Consider the following 21,374-nt stretch of genomic DNA (forward strand, 5'->3'; position numbering starts at 1 on the left):
CCTCCGACACCGTGGCGTCGAGGTCGAACTTCGCGGCGGACTCGCTGGTGGCCGGGCCGCGCTGGGCGGCGGCCGAGACCGTGCCCTCGGACGCCTTACGCGGCGACGGAGTACCGCCACCCGCTCCACCCGCGCCGGGCAGGTCGAGGACGGCCTCGCCGGTGTTCTGGACCTTCAGCATCACCTGGAACAGCGGGTGCCGGGAGAGCGAGCGGGCCGGGGCCAGCTCCTCCACCAGCTTGTCGAACGGGACTTCCTGGTGCTCGAAGGCGGCCCAGTCCGCGGCCCGCACGCGGGCGAGGAGTTCGGTGAAGGTCGGGTCGCCCGACACGTCCGTACGCAGGACGAGGGAGTTGATGAAGAACCCGACCAGGTCGTCCAGGGCGACGTCCGTGCGCCCGGCGACGGTGGTGCCGATCGGCACGTCGGTACCCGCGCCGAGGCGCGACAGGACCCCCGCGAGGGCAGCCTGGAGGACCATGAACGGGGTGACGCCCTCGGCCCTGGCCAGCTCGGCCAGGCGGGCGTGCGTCGCGGCGGAGACGGCCAGCGGAACCTTGTGGCCCCGGTGCGAGGGCACGGCCGGGCGGGAGCGGTCGGTGGGGAGCTCCAGCTCCTCCGGCGACTCCGCCAGCACCCCGCGCCAGTAGTCGATCTGGGTGGCGAGGACGCTGCCGGGGTCGTTCTGGTCGCCCAGCATCTCGCGCTGCCAGAGCGTGAAGTCGGCGTACTGGACGGGCAGCGCCTCCCACTCGGGGGCGGCGCCCGCGCGCCGGGCGGCGTACGCGACCGACAGGTCCCGGGCCAGCGGGCGCTTGGACCAGCCGTCGCTCGCGATGTGGTGCATGACCATGACGAGCACCTGCTCGTCGGAGCCGGTGGACAGCAGGGACGCACGGATCGGTATCTCGTCGGCCAAGTCGAAGGTGTGGCCCAGGACTTCGGACACGGCGGCGTCGAGCTCGGCCGGCGCGACCTCGGCGACGGTCAGCGACCAGTCGAGGTCGGCGGTCTTCACGATGTGCTGGTACGGCTCGCCGTCCGCGGCTCTGAAGAGCGTCCTCAGGACCTCGTGCCGCCCGATCACGTCCCGCAGGGCCGCACCGAGGGCATCAGCGTCGACCTCGCCCGAAAGACGCAGTACGACCGGGATGTTGTACGTCGAGCTGGGGCCCTCGGACTGGTTGAGGAACCACAACCGGCGCTGCGCGAATGACAACGGAATCATCAGGACTCCTCCTGGTTACGCATCGGCCGCAACGCCGGCCTTGCTGTCTTCTGGTGGGCGAGTTGTTGTGCGAGTGCTGCGACGGTCGATGCCTCCAGGAGCACCCGGAGCGGGACCTCCACGCCGAGCTCGGCGCGGATCGTGCTGGTGAGGCGGACGGCGAGCAGGGAGTGCCCGCCGAGGGCGAAGAAGTCGTCGTCGACGCCGACTTCGGGGAGGCCGAGCAGTTCGGCGAAGGCCGCGCAGAGGACCTCTTCCTGGCGGTTGGCCGGTCCCCGCCCGGCGCTCGCGGCGTATTCGGGGGCGGGGAGCGCCTTGCGGTCGAGCTTGCCGTTCGCGGTCAGCGGCAGCGCGTCGAGGACGACGACGGCCGCGGGAACCATGTGCTCGGGCAGTCGTTGGGTGACGAACTCCCTTATATGGACGTTCAGTTCGTCAGATGTCTCGTGTACGTCGCTCGGGACGACGTAGGCGACGAGTCGGGTGTCGCCGGGCACGTCCTCGCGGGCGATCACGGCGGCCTGGGCCACCTCACGGTGCGCGGCCACGACCGCCTGCACCTCACCCGGCTCGATCCGGAAACCACGCACCTTGACCTGCTCATCGGAACGGCCCAGGTATTCCAGGACACCGTCACGGCTCCAGCGGGCCACATCGCCCGTGCGGTACATCCGCTGGCCCGGCTCGAAGGGGTTCGCGGTGAAGCGCTCGGCCGTCAGGCCCGGACGCTTCACGTAGCCCCGAGCGAGCTGGATGCCCGCGATGTAGAGCTCACCGGCGACACCCGGAGCGACCGGCTGGAGACGGGAGTCAAGGACGTACAGGCGGGTGTTCGCGATCGGACGACCGATCGGCACCGACTCACCCAACTCCTGACCAGCCACGATCTCAAAGACACAGCACCCCACCACGGTCTCCGTGGGACCGTACTCGTTCACCACCACCGAGCCGGGAGCCAGTGCCAGCCAGTCGCGGACCACCGCCGGGGGCAGTGCCTCGCCACCCACGACCCAGGTACGGGCCGACTGCGCCACCTGCGTGTCCGAGAGCATCTCGCTCAGCAGCGGCAGGTGCGCGGGCACGGCCTTCACCAGGCCGAAGCCACCCGGCTCCCGGATCAGCTCTGCCAGGCCCTCGGCCCCGCCGGCCTCGCTCGCGATGACCGTCGCCCCGGACGCCAGCGGCACCAGGACACTCGTCACGGTCAGATCGAAAGCGAGCGAGGAGTGCAGCGGCGCACTGCCACTGCCGACTCCGTACGCACCCACAGCCCACGACACATAGTTCGCAAGGCCCTCATGGGTGATCGCCACACCCTTCGGGCGCCCCGTGGAACCGGAGGTGTAGATCACGTACGCGAGCGAGCGCCGGTCGGTGTGCAGCCCCGGGGCCTCATCGGACGCGGACGCAAGCTGCATCCGAACAAGGGCACTGTCCACCGCGACGTACCGGTTACGCCCGGCCGGAAGGTCGTCCAGGATCTCCTCGGTCGTCAGCGTCAGCGCCGCACCCGAATCACCCAGCATGAAGTTGATGCGTTCCGCCGGATAGTCCGGATCGATCGGCAGGTAACCCGCACCCGCCTTCCACACCGCGAGCATGCTCACCACGGCATCGACACCACGCGGCAGGCACAGGCCCACCAGCGATTCCGCGCCGATCCCCTGACTCGCCAGGTAGGACGCCAGACGATTCGCCCGAGCATCCAGCTCCGCATACGTCAGCGACTCCGCGCCCGCCACCACCGCAACGGCCTCGGGCACCCGCGCCACCTGCGCCGCCAACAGTCCCGGCACAAGGAGCGAACCAAGATCCGCGTCCGTGGCGTTCCACTCCTCCACCACCCGGTCCCGCTCCCCCGCACCCAGCACGTCCACCGCGCTGAGCCGGACCTGCGGGTCCTCGACCAGGGCAGCGACCACACGCGCCAGGCGGGCCGCCAGGTCCTCGACCGTCTCCGGGTCGAAGAGGTCGGCGGCTGCGACCATTGAGCCGTGTACGCCGGCCGGGGCGCCCTGCTCGTCAACGGCCTCGGAGACGCGTACCTCAAGGTCGAACTTCGCACCGGACTTCGCGACCGGCACGCCTCCCGAGCGCACGCCGGGGAGGTCGAGGACCGCTTCGGCGTTGTTCTGCAGGTCCAACTGCACCTGGAACAGCGGGTGCCGGGACATCGAACGGCTCGGCGCCAGCTCCTCCACCAACCGCTCGAACGGCACCTCCTGATGCGCCAGAGCCGACAGACTCGCCTCACGCACCCGGCCCAACACCTCACGGAACGTCGGGTCACCCGCCAGATCCGTACGGATCACCAACGTATTGATGAAGAACCCGACCAGATCATCCAGCGCCTCATCCGTACGCCCCGCGTTCGCCGTACCGATCGGAACATCCACACCAGCACCCAGACGAGAGAGCAGAGTGGCAAGCGCCGCCTGGAGGACCATGAACGTCGTGACGCCCTCGGAACGGGCCACCTCGACCAGCCGGGCGTGCGCGGCCGCCGGAATCTCCACCGCAACCCGATGACCCACATGCGAGGCCACCACCGGACGCGACCGGTCGAACGGAAGCGCAAGCTCCTCCGGCACCCCCTCCAACACACCACGCCAGTACGCGATCTGACGAGACATCACACTCTCGGGATCGGCCTTATCACCCAGCAGCTCACGCTGCCACAGTGCATAGTCCGCGTACTGCACCGGCAGCGGCTTCCACGCGGGGGCGCGCCCCGCGGAGCGCGCCCCGTAGGCCACGGACAGGTCGCGGGCCAGCGGAGCGATCGACCAGCCGTCGCCCGCGATGTGGTGGAGCACGACGACAAGCACTCGCTCTTCGGCGCCGGAGTCCAACAGCGTTGCCTTCAGAGGCACTTCAGTCGCGAGGTCGAACACGCGCCCGACCGCTTGCGTCACGGCCTGTTCAAGCTGATCAGGCCGCACCTGCCGGGTGTCGAGCCGCCAGTCCGGGGCGTCGAGGATGGACTGGTAGGGCTCCCCGTTCTCGGCGGTCGGGAAGACCGTCCGCAGCACCTCGTGCCGACCGATCAGGTCACGGAAGGCCAGGGCGAGCGCGGTTTCGTCCACATCGCCCGAGAGGCGCAGGGCGAAGGGGATGTTGTACGTGGATCCGGCGCCCTCCAACTGGCTGATGAACCAGAGGCGTTGCTGTGCGAAGGACAGCGGCATGCGCTCGGGGCGCTGCCCGGCGGTCAGCGCGAGGCGTGCCTGGCCGGCACCGCCCAGTGCGGCCGCGAGACCGGCGACGGTCGGCGCGTCGAACAGCGCACGCAGCGCCACCTCCACACCCAGCACCGTCCGCACCCGACTGATCAGCCGCACCGCCAGCAGAGAGTGACCACCCAGAGCGAAGAAGTCGTCCTCCGCCCCCACCTCAGGAAGCCCCAGAACCTCCGCGAACACCCCACACAGCAGCTCCTCCCGCAGATCCGACGGACCACGACCAGCCCCGACCACGAAGTCAGGAGCGGGGAGCGCCTTGCGATCGAGCTTGCCGTTCGCATTCAGCGGCAGCATGTCCAGGACCACGACCGCCGACGGAACCATGTACGACGGAAGACGCTCAGCGGCGAAACCACCGAGAATGCGCGGGAGTTCATCGGCGACGCCTTCCTCGGCCGGGACGACGTAGGCGACCAGGCGCTTATCGCCGGGCACGTCCTCTCGCGCCACGACCACGGCCTGGGCGACAAGGGCGTGTCCCGCCAGTACCGACTGGACCTCGCCCAGCTCGATGCGGAAGCCGCGGACCTTCACCTGCTCGTCCGCACGGCCCAGGTACTCGATCTCACCGTCCTGGTTCCAACGGACCACGTCACCCGTGCGGTACAGACGACCACCTGAGGAGGAGAACGGGTCGGCGACGAAGCGCTCGCCGGTCAGCTCCGGGCGGTTCAGGTAGCCCCGGGCCAGGCCCGCACCCGCCAGGTACAGCTCACCGGGGACGCCGGCCGGCACCGGTGACAGGCCCCCGTCGAGGACGTACGCACGAGCATTGGCAATGGGTCGGCCGATCGGCACCAGCCCGTCGACCTCGCTGTCGGCATACCAAGCCGTCGCGTAGACCGTGGCCTCGGTCGGGCCGTAGATGTTCGCGACCCGGGCACCCGGGATCGCCGTACGAATCCCCGCCACCGCATCCGCCGTCAGCGCCTCACCGGCCAGCACCACCGTACGAGGACAAGCCTCAATGGCCCCCGCGGCCACCATCTGCGCGAACGCCGACGGCACACCACTGACCAGACTCACATCACCGATCCCGGACGCCGAATCAGCCAGAGCCAGCAGGTCGCCGACCACTTCCACACTGCCGCCGCACACCAGCGGACCGAACAGCTCGAACACCGACACGTCGAAGTTGAACGACGTCGACACCAGCACTCGCCGGAAGTCCTCACCACTGAACTCGGCCGCAGCCCAGCCCAGCAGAGCCGCCACCGAACGGTGCTCGACCACCACACCCTTCGGACGACCCGTCGAACCCGATGTATAGATCACGTACGCCGGGTGCTCCAGCTCGATCGCCACCCCGAGCGCGCCACCGTCATGCTCGGCAATCGCCGCCACGGTCCGCTCGTCGTCGATCACGACGAGCCTGGTGTCCGATACCGACACGACACCGACGGTGTCCGTCGAAGCGATCACCGCGACCGGACGCGCATCATCCAGCATGTACGCCACACGGTCCGCCGGATACGACGGATCAACGGGAAGGTACGCACCCCCGGCCTTCACCACCGCCAACAGCGCGACAACGCTCTCGACCCCACGCTCCAGACACACACCCACCAGCGCATCCGGACCCACACCCACACCCTGCAGATGACGCGCCAGACGATTCGCCCGCGCATCCAGCTCCGCGTACGAAACCTCGACACCACCCGACACCACCGCCAGCGCCTGCGGCGACCGCGCCACCTGAGCCTCGAACAGCTCCGGCAGAGAGCCGGTCGCCGTCTCCACGGCCGTGTCGTTCCACTCCACCAGCACCTGACGCAGACCCGCCTCGTCAAGCACCTGCACCGCACTCAGCGGCACATCCTCCTCATCCTCAAGCGCCGTCTCCAGCGCCGCCACCAGATTCCCGGCAGCCGTACGCACGAACTCCCCGACCACACCCGGATCGATCGGGTCCACCGCGTCCACCGCGACCCACAGGCCCTGGCCGTCGTCGTCGATCGAGACGAGCAGCGGGTAGTTGGTGCGCTCGTGCGAGAACACGGTGCGGATGCCCGCAAGCTCGTCGTTCGCGCCCGGGGTCCGATCCGCCGGCCGATCCGAACCACCCGTGTTGTGGCGGTAGTTGAAGAGGGCTGTGAACAGGGGCGCGTCACCCGTCATCCCGCTGGCGCGCTGGGCGATCGTGAGCGGCGCGTGCTCGTGCTCCAGGAGTTCCGCGAGCTGGGCGCGCAGGGCCTTGACCGAGGCGAGGACGCCGAAGCGCTCGGTGCGGACGCGGACGGGCAGGGTGTTGAGGAAGGGGCCGGGAACGCGGTCGGCGCCTTCGCCGGCGTTCATGCGGCCGAACAGGATCGTGCCGAAGACCACGTCCTCGCGACCGCTCACCGCCGCGAGCACCCGGGCCCACGCCAGGTGGAGCAGGGTCGCCGGGCTGGCGCCCAGGCGGCGCGAGACCTCCCGCAACCGGGCCGTGACGTCGGCGTCGAAGGGCGTGACGCGGCGGACCGTACCCGCGCCGTCGCCGCGTACGTCGGCGATGCCGAAGGCCGCGGTGGGTTCGGTGACGTCGCCGAGCAGTTCCGCGAAGTAGCGCTCGTGCGCGGCCCGGTCCACTCCGCCGAGTGCCTGGGCGACGAAGGTGCGGAACGGGAGCGGCGCGGGCAGGCGGTCGCCCCGGCCGTCGAGGAACGCGCGCACCTCGGCGAGCAGCACTTCCAGGGCTGTGTGGTCGCGCACCATGTGGTGGATGCACACCAGGGCGAGCCACCTCTCCCCGTCCTGGGCCGCGTGTACGCGGAGCAGGGGGGCCGTGCCCAGGTCCATCGCCGTGCCCCCGGCGGCGACGAGGTCGGCGACGGGGTCGGTGGTGTCGGCGGGGAGGCTGATCTCGGTGACGGGAAGTGTGGCGTGGCGCCACACCACCTGGACCGGTTCGCGCAGCCCGTCCCACACGAAGGAGGTACGGAAGATGTCGTGGCGGTCCAGGACGTTCTGGAGGGCGCTGGTGAAGGCATCGAGGCGGGCGCGGCTGTCGAACTCGACGACCGTGGGAAGGACGTACGCGTCGTCCCCGCCGTCGGCGAGCAGGTGGTGGAAGAGCAGCCCCTCCTGGAGCGGGGCCAGCGGGTAGATATCGGCGACGTTGGCCGCGCCGCCGTCGACCGTGGCGACGATCCCGTCCAGCTCCTCGGCCGTCAGGTCCACGAGCGGCAGCATCGCTGGCGTGAGCGACGTGGCCCCGTCGGGAATCAGGTTGTCCGGTACGGAAACCTGCACGTCGCCCGCAGCCAGGGCGAGCCCGGCCGGGGTGGGCGTCTGGAACAGGGCCCGCACCGAGACGGTGACCCCGTGTCCGCGCAGGTTCTCGACCAGGCGGATGGCCAGGAGCGAGTGGCCGCCGAGCCGGAAGAAGTCGTCGTCCACGCCGACGCTCTCCAGGCCCAGCACCTCGGCGAACGCCCCGCACAGGATCTCTTCCCGGGCATTGGACGGACCGCGTCCCGAGCCGGTGACGTACGCGGGGGCGGGGAGGGCCTTGCGGTCGAGCTTGCCGTTGCCGGTCAGCGGCAGCACGTCCAGGACCACCACCGCCGACGGGACCATGTGCCCGGGCAGCCGCTGCTCGCTGAAGCGCAGGACCTGGCGCGGCAGCTCCGTGGCGTCCTCGTCCGGATCGGCGGGCACGACGTACGCCACCAGACGGGTGTCGCCGGGCACGTCCTCCCGGGCGACGACCGCGGCCTGCCCCACCAGCGGGTGCGCGGCCACGGCTCCCTGCACCTCGCCCAGCTCGATGCGGAAGCCCCGCACCTTGACCTGGTCGTCGGCGCGGCCAAGGAAGACCACCTGGCCGTCCGCCGTCCACTTCGCCCGGTCACCGGTGCGGTACATCCGCTCCCCGGCGACGAACGGGCTGGCGACGAACCGCTCGCTGGTGAGTCCGGGGCGCCCCACATAGCCCCGGGCCACACCCGCGCCGGCCACGTAGAGGTCTGCGGCCACACCCGGCGGGACCGGCTGGAGGCGGGCGTCGAGGAGGTGGAAGCGGGTGTTGGCGATCGGGGTGCCGATCGGCACGACACCGCGAGCGGTGCGCTCGGCCGTCAGCCGGGTCGTGGCGACACCGATGGTCGTCTCCGTCGGCCCGTAGTGGTTGTGAACCTCCACACCACGCTCATCAGCAGCCGCGATCAGCTCCCGCACGAACGCCACCGGAGCCGCCTCACCACCCAGGACCAACGACCGCCCCGGCAGGACACCCGCGATACCTCCCGCCGACGCGAGCGCCGCCAGGTGCGAGGGAACCGCCTTGAAGTGATCGATCTGGTACTCGGCCAGGTACGCGGCCACCGCGACCGGATCCGTCACCGCACCCTCATCCAGGATGTGCAGCTCGCCGCCACTGACCAGGCTCGCGAACACGACCGTGTTGCCCAGGTCCGTCGCCTGCGCCTGCAGCAGCGCATACCGCGAACCCACACCACCCAAGCCGACGTGCTCCGGAACCGAACCCACGTAGTTCGCCAGCCCGCCATGGGTCACCGCCACACCCTTGGGCTGACCCGTCGACCCCGACGTATAGATCACATACGCGAGCGAAGCCGGATCCACCCCGCGACCGGGCGCCTCCGTTGAAGCCGCCGCGAGCTGCATCTCCACGAACGTGTCATCCAGCGCCACCAGACGCGACCGCCCCGCCGGAAGCTCGTCCAGGATCTCCTCAGTCGTCAGCGCCAGGGCCGCACGGCTGTCGCGCAGGATGTACGCGATCCGGTCGGTCGGCTGCTCCGGGTCCACCGGCAGATAGGCGGCGCCCGCCTTCCACGCGCCCAGGATCCCGGCGATCATCTCCGCGCCACGCGGCAGGCACAGACCCACCACCGCCTCGGCCCCGATGCCCTGGCCGATGAGGTAGTGCGCGATGCGGTTGGCACGGGCGTCCAGCTCCCCGTACGACAGCGACCCACCATCGGCGACGAGTGCCACCGCGTCCGGGGCGAGGGCGACGCGCTGCTCGAACTGCTCGTGTACCAGACCGAGTTCCGCATCGGACGCGGTGTCGTTCCAGTCGACGAGGACGCGGCGGCGCTCGTCGTCGTCATCGACGCGCACGGAGCCGACCGGGCGGCCGGGGTCGGCCGTGACCTGGTCGAGGACCAGCGCCAGGCGTGCCGCGATCCGCTCCACGGACGTCACGTCGAACAGGTCCGCGGCGGCCGTCACCGAGCCGCGCAGCCCCAGCGGGTTGCCCTGCGCGTCGAACAGCTCGCGCACCGAGACGTCCAGGTCGAACTTGGCGGCGCGGGTGCCGACCGCCCCGGCGTCCGCACGCAGGTCGGCGGGGTCGACGACGGTGCGCCGGTTGTTCTGCACGGTCAGCATGACCTGGATCAGCGGGTGGCGGGCCAGGGAACGGGCCGGGGCCAGCTCCTCCACCAGCTTCTCGAACGGCACGTCCTGGTGCTTGAGCGCCGCGAGTCCGTGGGCGCGGACCTGGGCGAGAACGTCGCGGAAGGACGGGTCGCCCGAGAGGTCGGTGCGCATGACCAGCGTGTTGACGAAGAACCCGACCAGCTCGTCAAGGGCCTCGTCCGTGCGCCCCGCCACGGCCGTCCCGACCGGGATGTCGGTCCCCGCGCCGAGACGGTGCAGCAGCGTCGCGAGGGCGGCCTGCACCAGCATGAAGGTGGTGACGCCCTCGCTCCGTGCCAGCGCCGCGAGGCGCGCGTGGGTCCGGGCGGAGACGGACAGCGGGACGATGTGGCCCTCGTGGGAGGCGACCGCCGGCCGCGGGCGGTCCGTCGGCAGGTCGAGCTCCTCGGGAACGTCAGCCAGGGCCTCTCGCCAGTAAGCGATTTGACGACTCATCAGACTGTCGGCGTCGTTCTCGTCGCCGAGGAGCTGCCGCTGCCAGAGCGCGTAGTCCGCGTACTGCACGGGAAGCGGCTCCCACCGCGGGGCCCGCCCGGCGGCACGCGCCTCGTACGCCAGCGTCAGGTCACGGGCGAGCGGGCCCTCCGACCAGCCGTCGCTCGCGATGTGGTGCATGACCACGACGAGCACCCGCTCGCCGTCACCGGCCTCGACCAGCGTGGCGCGTACGGGGATCTCGGCGGCCAGGTCGAAGGCGTACCGTCCGGCCTCCTCGACCGCCCCGGCCAGGTCGCCTGGGGCGACCTCGACGACCGTCGGCTCCCACTCCAGCTCGTCGACCGGCAGGATCCGCTGGTACGGCTCGCCGTCCACGACCTCGAACACGGTCCGCAGCACCTCGTGCCGCCCGACCACGTCCCGCAGGGCGGCGGTGAGCGCGTCGCGGTCCACGTCCCCGGGCAGGGGCAGCACGACCGGCACGTTGTACGTCGAACTCGGGCCTTCCAGGCGGCTGATGAACCACAGCCGCCGCTGCGCGAAGGACAACGGGATCATCAGGACTCCTCCTGGTTGCGCATCGGCTTCAGCGCCGGGCGGGTGGTCTTCACGTTTCCGAGCCGGCGGGCCAGGCCCGCCACCGTCGGCGCGTCGAACAGCGCCGCGATCTCCAGCTCCGCTCCGAGCACCGTCCGGATGCGGTTGACCACACGGACGGCCAGGAGCGAGTGGCCGCCGAGGGCGAAGAAGTCGTCGTCGACGCCGACCGACTCCACCCCGAGGACCTGTGCGAACGCCTCGCACAGCACTTCTTCCTCCCGGCTCTCGGGGCCCCTCCCGGAGCCCGTTCCCCCGGCGTATTCGGGGGCGGGGAGCGCCTTGCGGTCCAGCTTGCCGTTCGCGGTCAGCGGCAGCGCGTCGAGGACGACGACGGCCGCGGGGACCATGTGCTCGGGCAGCCGCTGTGCCGCCAACTGCCTGACGCCGTCCGGCAGTCCCTCGTCCGGTTCGTCTGGATCGCTCGGGACGACGTAGGCGACGAGTCGGGTGTCGCCGGGCACGTCCTCGCGGGCGATGACGGCGGCCTGGGCCACCTCGCGGTGCGCGGCCACGACCGCCTGTACCTCACCCGGCTCGATCCGGAAGCCACGGACCTTGACCTGCTCGTCGGAGCGACCGAGGTATTCGAGGACGCCGTCACGGCTCCAGCGGGCGACATCGCCCGTGCGGTACATGCGCTGACCCGGCTCGAAGGGGTTCGCGGTGAAGCGCTCGGCCGTCAGGCCGGGACGCTTGACGTAACCGCGGGCGAGCTGGATGCCCGCGATGTACAGCTCACCGGCGACACCCGGAGCGACCGGCTGAAGCCGCTCGTCAAGGACGTACAGGCGGGTGTTCGCGATCGGACGACCGATCGGCACCGACTCACCCAGCTCCTGACCAGCCACGATCTCGAAGACACAGCAGCCCACCACGGTCTCGGTGGGACCGTACTCATTGACGACCACCGAGCCGGGAGCCAGTGCCAGCCAGTCGCGGACCACCGCGGGGGGCAGTGCCTCACCACCCACGACCCACGTACGAGCCGACTGCGCCACCTGCGCGTCCGAGAGCATCTCGCTCAGCAGCGGCAGGTGCGCGGGAACCGCCTTCACCAGACCGAAGCCACCCGGCTCCCGGATCAGCTCCGCCAGGCCCTCGGCCCCGCCGGCCTCGCTGGCGATGACCGTCGCCCCGGACGCCAGCGGCACCAGGACACTGGTCACGGTCAGGTCGAAGGCGAGCGAGGAGTGCAGCGGCGCACTGCCACCACCATCTCCGTACGCGCCCACAGCCCACGACACATAGTTCGCAAGGCCCTCATGGGTGATCGCCACACCCTTCGGACGACCCGTCGACCCCGACGTGTAGATCACGTACGCGAGCGAGCTCCGGTCGGTGTGAAGCTCCGGGGCCTCGACTGAGGCGGCCGCGAGCTGCATCCGAACGAGAGCACTGTCCACGGCCACGTACCGATTACGCCCGGCCGGGAGGTCGTCCAGGATCTCCTCGGTCGTCAGCGTCAGCGCCGCACCCGAATCACCCAGCATGAAGTTGATGCGCTCGGCCGGATACTCCGGATCGATCGGCAGGTAACCCGCCCCCGCCTTCCACACCGCGAGCATGCTCACCACGGCATCAACACCACGCGGCAGGCACAGACCCACCAGCGACTCCGCACCAATCCCCTGACCCACCAGGTAGGACGCCAGACGATTCGCCCGAGCATCCAGCTCCGCGTACGACACGGTGTCACCGTCGTCGCCCAGCACCGCCGGCGCGTCCGGCGTCGCCATCACCTGTTCGGCGAAGAGCTGCGGCACCAGCAGCGAACCCAGGTCCGCGTCCGTGGCGTTCCACTCGCTGACCACCCGGGACCGCTCCCCCGCAACCAGCACGTCCATCGCACTGAGCCGGACCTGCGGGTCCTCGACCAGGAGGTCCAGGGTTCGGACGAAGCGTTCGCCCAGTCCGGTCACCGATTCGTGGTCGAAGAGGTCGGACGCGGCGACCACCTGGCCACGCACTCCGGCCGGGAGGCCGTTCTCGTCGTACGTCTCGGTCAGCCGGACCTCGACGTCGAACTTGGCCACCGCCGTGTCCGACGCGACGCCGCCTGCCTGGGCACCGGGGAGGTCGAGGATCGCCTTGGCGTTGTTCTGCAGGTCCAACTGCACCTGGAACAGCGGGTGCCGGGACATCGAACGACTCGGCGCCAGCTCCTCCACCAACCGCTCGAACGGCACCTCCTGATGCGCCAGAGCCGACAGACTCGCCTCACGCACCCGGCCCAGCACCTCACGGAACGTCGGGTCACCCGCCAGATCCGTACGGATCACCAACGTATTGATGAAGAACCCGACCAGATCATCCAGCGCCTCATCCGTACGACCCGCGTTCGCCGTACCAATCGGAACGTCCACACCAGCACCCAGACGAGACAGGAGCATCGCCAGCGCCGCCTGGAGGACCATGAACGGCGTCACGCCTTCGCCACGGGCCACCTCGACCAGTCGGGCGTGCGCGGCAGCCGGAATCTCCACCGCAACCCGATGACCCACATGCGAGGCCACCACCGGACGCGACCGGTCGAACGGAAGCGCAAGCTCCTCCGGCACCCCCTGCAATGCCTCACGCCAGTAAGCCATCTGACGAGACATCACACTCTCTGGATCAGCCTCATCACCCAGCAGCTCACGCTGCCACAGCGCATAGTCCGCGTACTGCACCGACAGCGGCGCCCAGTCCGGCTCGTGGCCCGCGCGTCGTGCCGCGTACGCCTCCGAGAGGTCACGCGCCAGCGGGGCCGTCGACCAGCCGTCGCCCGCGATGTGGTGGAGCGCCACCACCAAGACCCGCTCCTCGCCATCACTGCTTTCGAGCAGCGTCGCCTTGAGTGGCACTTCACGCACCAGATCGAAGGCGTGACCCTCGGCGGCGGCCACCGCGGCCTCCAGTCCCTCCGGGGTGACCTCGACACGCGCCAGCTCCCAGTCGAGCTCGGCGACGGGGATCACCTTCTGGTACGGCTCGCCGTTCGCGGCGGTGGGGAACACCGTCCGCAGCACCTCGTGCCGGCCGATCACGTCGCGGAAGGCCAGGGCGAGCGCCTCGCTGTCGACGTCCCTGCCCATGCGCAGGGCGAAGGGGATGTTGTACGTGGCGCTCGGGCCTTCCAACTGACCGATGAACCAGAGGCGTTGCTGGGCGAAGGACAGCGAGATGCGCTCGGGGCGCTGCCCGGCGGTCAGCGCGAGGCGCGCTTGGCCGGCACCACCCAGTGCGGCCGCAAGACCCGCAACGGTCGGCGCATCGAACAGCGCACGCAGCGCCACCTCCACACCCAGCACCGTCCGCACACGGCTGATCAGCCGCACCGCCAGCAGAGAGTGACCACCCAGAGCGAAGAAATCGTCCTCCACCCCCACCTCAGGAAGCCCCAGAACCTCCGCGAACACCCCACACAGCAGCTCCTCCCGCAGATCCGACGGACCACGACCGGAGCCGGTCACGTACTCGGGCGCAGGGAGCGCCTTGCGATCGAGCTTGCCGTTCGCATTCAGCGGCAGCACGTCCAGGACGACGACCGCCGACGGAACCATGTACGACGGAAGACGCTCAGCGGCGAAGTCCACGACACGGGCCGCCAGGCCGGCGCTCCCGTCTCCGGCGCCCGGGACGACGTACGCAACCAGGCGCTTGTCTCCCGGCACGTCCTCGCGTGCCACGACGACGGCCTGGGCGACCTCGGGGTGCGCGGCAAACGCCGCCTGCACTTCACCGAGTTCGATCCGGAAGCCACGGACCTTGACCTGCTCATCCGCACGGCCCAGGTACTCGATCTCACCATCCTGGTTCCAGCGGACCACATCTCCCGTGCGGTACAGACGCCCACCGGAGGAGGAGAAGGGGTCGGCGACGAAGCGCTCACCCGTCAGCTCGGGACGGTTCAGGTAGCCACGGGCCAGGCCCGCACCCGCCAGGTACAGCTCACCGGGGACACCGGCCGGCACCGGTGACAGGCCCCCGTCGAGGACGTACGCACGAGCATTGGCAATGGGTCGGCCAATCGGCACCAGACCCTCAACCTCGCTGCCTGCGTACCAGGCCGTCGCGTAGACCGTGGCCTCGGTCGGGCCGTAGATGTTCGCGACCCGGGCACCCGGGATCGCCGTACGAATCCCCGCCACCGCATCCGCCGTCAGAGCCTCACCGGCCAGCACGACGGTGCGAGGACGGGCCTGGATGTCGCCTGCGGCCACCATCTGCGCGAACGCCGACGGCACACCACTGACCAGACTCACATCACCGATCCCGGACGCCGAATCAGCCAGAGCCAGCAGATCGCCGACCACTTCCACACTGCCGCCGCACACCAGCGGACCGAACAGCTCAAACACCGACACGTCGAAGTTGAACGACGTCGAGACCAGGACCCGGCGGAAGTCCTCACCACTGAACTCGGCCGCAGCCCAGCCCAGCAGAGCGGCCACCGAACGGTGCTCGACCACCACACCCTTCGGACGACCCGTCGAACCCGACGTGTAGATCACGTACGCCGGGTGCTCCAGCTCGATCGCCACCCCGAGCGCGCCACCGTCATGCTCGGCAATCGCCGCCACGGTCCGCTCGTCGTCGATCACGACGAGCCTGGTGTCCGAAACCGACACGACACCGACGGTGTCCGTCGAAGCGATCACCGCGACCGGACGCGCATCATCCAGCATGTACGCCACACGGTCCGCCGGATACGACGGATCAACGGGAAGGTACGCACCCCCGGCCTTCACCACCGCCAACAGCGCGACAACGCTCTCGACCCCACGCTCCAGACACACACCCACCAGCGCATCCGGACCCACACCCACACCCTGCAGATGACGCGCCAACTGGTTCGCACGGGCGTCGAGTTCACCGTACGAGAGCTCCACACCACCCGACACCACCGCCAGCGCCTGCGGCGACCGCGCCACCTGAGCCTCGAACAACTCCGGCAGAGAGCCGGCCACCGTCTCCACGGCCGTGTCGTTCCACTCCACCAGCACCCGGTGACGCTCGTCCGCGTCCAGGACGTCCAAGGTGCTCAGGCGCACCTCGGGGTCAGCCGTGAGGCGTTCGACGGCCCGCACCCAGCGGGCCACCAGGCGCTCGGCCGTCGCGGCCTCGAAGAGGTCGGCGGCGGCCACCACCGAGCCGCGCAGGCCCGCCGGAGCACCGTCCTCGTCGAAGACCTCGGACACCGCCGCGTCCAGGTCGAACTTCGCAACGGTCGCAGCACTCGCGCCGCTCGTGGCGCTCACACCGCCCTCACTGCCCTCACCGCTGACACCACGCGCCTCGCTCGCGGCGCCTCCGGTGTCCAGGCCCTCCAGATCGAGGACGGCCTCGGCGTTGTTCTGCACCTGGAGCATCACCTGGAAGAGCGGGTGGCGGGCCATGGAGCGGGTCGGCGCCAGTTCCTCCACCAGTCGCTCGAAGGGCACGTCCTGGTGGGCGAAGGCCGACAGACTCGTCTCGCGGACCCGGGCCAGGACTTCGCGGAACGTCGGGTCGCCCGAGAGGTCCGTACGCAGGACGAGCGAGTTGACGAAGAAGCCGACCAGGTCGTCCAGGGCTTCGTCCGTGCGGCCCGCGTTGGCGGAGCCGATCGGGACGTCCGTACCGGCGCCGAGCTTGGAGAGGACCATCGCCAGGGCGGCCTGGAGGACCATGAACGTCGTGACGCCCTCGGCCCGGGCCACCTCGACCAGGCGGTGGTGCGCCCCGGCCGGCACCGTCAGCGGCACGTCGTGCCCCTGGTGCGAGGCAACAGCGGGTCGCACGTGGTCGGCGGGAAGCTGAAGCTCCTCCGGCGCACCGGCCAGATTGGCGCGCCAGTAGGCCACTTGACGGTTCATCAGGCTGTCGGGGTCGTTCTCGTCGCCGAGGAGGTCCCGCTGCCAGAGCGCGTAGTCCGCGTACTGCACCGGCAACGGCTCCCACGCGGGGGCCCGCCCGGCGCAGCGCGCCGCGTACGCCTCGGACAGGTCACGCGCCAGCGGACGCTTCGACCAGCCGTCGCTCGCGATGTGGTGCATGACCACGACCAGCACCTGCTCCTCCGCACCGGTCGTGAACAGGGAAGCGCGGAAGGGCGGTTCGGCCGCGAGGTCGAAGGCGTACCCTCCGGCCTCGGCCACCGCGCGGTCCAGTTCGTGCGCGGCCACCTCGATCAGCGGCAGGCTCCAGTCCAGCTCCTGCGGAGCGAGGATCCGCTGGTACGGCTCCCCGTCGGCGATCTCGAAGACGGTACGGAGCACCTCGTGCCGGCCGATCACGTCCCGCAGGGCCGCCTCCAGGGCGTCCCGGTCCACGTCTCCCGCGAGCCGCAGCGCCACAGGGACGTTGTAGGCCGCGTTCGGGCCCTCCAGCTGGCCGATGAACCACAGGCGGCGCTGGGCGAAGGACAGCGGGACCCGTTCCGGGCGGACCGAGGCCGTCAGGGCCTTGCGCGCCGCTCCCGCCCCGTCGAGCCGCTCGGCGAGGGCCGCGACGGTCGGGGCCTCGAACAGCTCGCGGATCTCGACCTCGACGCCGAGCACCGCACGGATCCGGCTCACCAGCCGCACCGCGAGCAGCGAGTGGCCGCCCAGCTCGAAGAAGTCGTCGTCCACACCGACCTCGGACAGACCCAGCACCTCGGCAAAGGCCAGGCACAGGATCTCCTCCCGCAGCGTCGCCGCCCGACGACCACCCGCCGCGAGCGACGACGCGTAGTCCGGAGCCGGCAACGCCCGCCGGTCCAGCTTGCCGTTCCCCGCCAGCGGCAGCGCGTCAAGCACCACCACCGCCGACGGCACCATGTGCTCCGGCAACCTCTGCGCCACGAACTGCCTTATGTCGGCAGTGAGGTTCGGTTCGACGTCATCCGGGTCGGTCGGGACGACGTAGGCGACGAGCCTGCGGTCGCCCTGGGCGTCCTCGCGTGCGATGACCGCGGCCTGCGCCACTTCCCGGTGGGCGGTGAGGATGCCTTGGACCTCGCCGGGCTCGATGCGGTAACCGCGGATCTTCACCTGGTCGTCAGCACGACCCAGGAAGACCACCTGACCGTCCGCCGTCCACTTCGCCCGGTCGCCGGTGCGGTACATCCGCTCCCCGACAGCGAAGGGGTTCGCGACGAACCGCTCGCCCGTCAGCCCGGGACGCTTGACATACCCCCGCGCCAGCTGCGCACCGGACACGTACAGCTCACCGGCCACACCGGGAGCCACGGGGCGCAGGCAGCCGTCCAGCACGTAGAACCGCGTATTCGCCACCGGGGTACCGACCGGCACCACGCCATCGGACGTGCTGGATGCCGTCAGGCGAGTCGTGGCGACACCGATCGTCGTCTCCGTCGGACCGTAATGGTTGTGCACACCCCGCTCACCAGCAACAGCCACCAACTCCCCTATGAATGCCGGAGAAGCAGCCTCACCACCCAGGACGAGCGACTGCGTCGGCAGCACACCCGCCACGCCACCGGCCGACGCGAGCGCCGCCAGGTGCGAGGGAACCGCCTTGAAGTGATCGATCTGATACTCCGCCAGGTACGCGGCCACCGCGACCGGATCCGTCACCGCACCCTCATCCAGGATGTGCAGCTCACCGCCACTGACCAGGCTCGCGAACACCACCGTGTTGCCCAGGTCCGTCGCCTGCGCCTGAAGCAGCGCATACCGCGCGCCTACGCCACCGAAGCCCACGCGCTCCGGAACCGAAGCCACATAGTTCGCCAGCCCGCCATGGGTCACCGCCACGCCCTTGGGCTGACCCGTCGACCCCGACGTATAGATCACGTACGCGAGCGAGGCCGGATCGACCCCGCGACCGGGCGCCTCCACCGACGCCGCCGCGAGCTGCATCTCCACGAACGTGTCATCCAGCGCCACCAGACGCGACCGCCCCGCCGGCAGCTCGTCCAGGATCTCCTCAGTCGTCAGCGCCAGCGCCGCACCACTGTCCCGCAGCATGAACGCAATACGATCCGTCGGCTGCCCCGGATCGATCGGCAGATAACCCGCACCCGCCTTCCACACACCCAGGATCCCGGCAATCATCTCCGCGCCACGCGGCAGGCACAGACCCACCACCGACTCCGCACCGATCCCCTGACCGATCAGATAATGCGCAATCCGGTTCGCCCGCGCCTCCAACTCCCCGTACGAGACCGACGAACCATCAGCCACCAGAGCCGAGGCATCTGCGATCCGCCGCGCCTGGGCCTCGAACAGCTCATGCACCAGGGCGGGTTCGGCATCCGAAGCAGTGTCGTTCCACTCGACGAGGACACGCTCCCGCTCCTGCGCGTCCAGGACGTCGAGCGAGCTCAGTCGGCGGCCCGGGTCCTGCGCGAGCTGGTCGAGGAGCGTGGTCCAAGCGGTCGCGATCCGTGCGGCCCATCCGGGTTCGAAGAGGTCGGCGGCCACGGTGACGGAGCCACCGAGACCGGCGGGGGCGCCGTCGGCGTCGTACGCCTCGGCCACCATCACGTCCAGGTCGAACTTCACGGCCGTACGGCCCGAAGCCCCAGCACCCTCTGCGGTCTCCATGCCCTCAGCACCCGGAGCACCCTCAGCACTCGGAGCAACCTCCGCACCCCCAACTCCGCCTCCCGAAACCCCTCCGGCGCGCACGCCGGTCAGGTCGAGGGTGGCGTCGATCGTGTTCTGGAGGGTGAGCACGGTCTGGAAGAGCGGGTGGCGGGCCATCGAGCGGGCCGGGGCCAGCTCCTCCACCAGCTTCTCGAACGGCACGTCCTGGTGGGCCATGGCGGCCAGGCTCTTCTCCCGCACCCGGTCCAGGACTTCGCGGAACGTGGGGTCGCCGGAGAGGTCCGCGCGGACCACCAGGGTGTTGATGAAGAAGCCGACCAGGTCGTCCAGGGCCTCGTCCGTGCGGCCCGCGTTCGCGGAGCCGATCGGGATGTCCGTACCGGCACCGAGCTTGGAGAGCAGGGTGGCCAGTGCGGCCTGGAGGACCATGAAGGTGGTGACGCCCTCGGTCCGGGCGGTCTCGACGAGCCGTGCGTGGACGGCGGCCGGGACGTTCAGCGGGACGCTGTGGCCGAGGTGGGACGCCACGGTCGGGCGCGGGCGGTCGAAGGGCAGCTCCAGCTCGACCGGGGAGTCGGCCAACGCCTCCCGCCAGTAAGCGATCTGACGGGACACCAGGCTGCTCGGGTCGTGCTCGTCGCCGAGCAGGTCGCGCTGCCAGAGCGCGTAGTCCGCGTACTGCACCGGCAGCGGCTCCCACTCGGGCGTCCGGCCCTCGCGGCGGGCCGCGTAGGCGACCGAGACGTCACGGGCCAGCGGCGCCATGGACCAGCCGTCGCCCGCGATGTGGTGGACGACGACCACGAGGACCTGGTCCTCGGGGCCCGCGTCGAACAGCCAGGTGCGGATGGGGGCCTCGACCGAGAGGTCGAAGGCGTACCGCTCGGCCTCCTGGACCGCTGCGGCCAGGTCCGCCGGCGCGACCTCGGCCACGGACAGCTCCCAGGCCAGGTCCTCCAGGTCGAGGATGCGCTGGTACGGCTCCCCGTCGGCGACCTCGAAGACGGTCCGCAGCACCTCGTGCCGCCCGATCACGTCCCGCAGGGCCGCGCCGAGCGCATCCCGGTCCACCGCTCCGGACAGGCGCAGGGAGACCGGCACGTTGTAGGTGGCGCTCGGGCCCTCCAGCTGGCCGATGAACCACAGGCGGCGCTGGGCGGAGGACAGCGGCACCCGCTCGGGGCGCTCGCCGGCCGTCAGCGCGGGGCGGGCCGCGCCCGCTCCGGTGAGGCGGCGGGCCAGGGCGGAGACCGTCGGGGACTCGAAGAGGGTCCGCAGGGGAACCTCGGCGCCCAGGACCGTACGGATGCGGCTGATCAGGCGGACGGCGAGCAGGGAGTGCCCGCCGAGGGCGAAGAAGTCGTCGTCGACGCCGACCTCGTCGAGGCCGAGGACCTGGGCGAACGCGCCGCACAGGAGCTCCTCCTGGAGCCCGGCGGGTGCGCGCCCGGCGCCGTTGGCCTGCACGGGGGCGGGAAGTGCCTTCTGGTCGAGCTTGCCGTTGACCGTCAGGGGCAGGGCGTCCAGGACCACGACGGCCGACGGAACCATGTACGACGGCAGTCGACGCGCGACGAATTCCAGGACCTGGGACGTGAGTTGAGGGACCGGTGCGTCGGGGACGACGTACGCCACGAGGCGCGGCTCGCCCGGCACGTCCTCGCGGACCACCACCGCGGCCTGGCCCACGCCCTCCACCGCCGCGACGGCGGAGCGGACTTCGCCGAGTTCGATGCGGAAGCCGCGGATCTTCACCTGCTCGTCCGCGCGCCCCACGAACACCAACTCACCACCAGCAGTCCACCGCACCACATCACCCGAGCGATACAACCGACCACCCACACCACCAAACGGATCAGCAACAAACCGCTCAGCCGTCAACCCAGCCCGACCCACATACCCACGAGCCAACTGAGCCCCACCGATATACAACTCACCCGCCACACCCACCGGCACCGG

At 70.5% G+C, this 21,374-nt stretch carries 3 protein-coding genes (1 of these 3 only partly in view); all 3 read right to left on the bottom strand.

Features of this window, described 5'->3' with window-relative positions:
- Positions 1-1,228 carry the start of a non-ribosomal peptide synthetase gene (locus tag ABT160_RS08155; RefSeq protein ID WP_351645060.1) on the bottom strand. The gene continues 15,734 nt to the left of window position 1, outside the view, so only the first 1,228 of its 16,962 coding nucleotides appear in the window; its start codon is at positions 1,226-1,228; the stop codon falls past the left edge of the window.
- Positions 1,228-10,857, bottom strand: coding sequence for a non-ribosomal peptide synthetase (locus tag ABT160_RS08160; protein ID WP_351645061.1), 9,630 nt, complete (start codon positions 10,855-10,857; stop codon positions 1,228-1,230). Before ABT160_RS08160 ends, ABT160_RS08155 begins: the two co-directional genes overlap by 1 nt.
- A partial coding sequence (locus tag ABT160_RS08165) for a non-ribosomal peptide synthetase (RefSeq protein ID WP_502984180.1) occupies positions 10,857-21,374 on the bottom strand: 10,518 nt, incomplete at its 5' end. The genes ABT160_RS08160 and ABT160_RS08165, both read right to left, overlap by 1 nt.

Source organism: Streptomyces sp. NPDC001941 (assembly GCF_040296945.1).
In the GTDB taxonomy this organism is placed as follows: domain Bacteria; phylum Actinomycetota; class Actinomycetes; order Streptomycetales; family Streptomycetaceae; genus Streptomyces.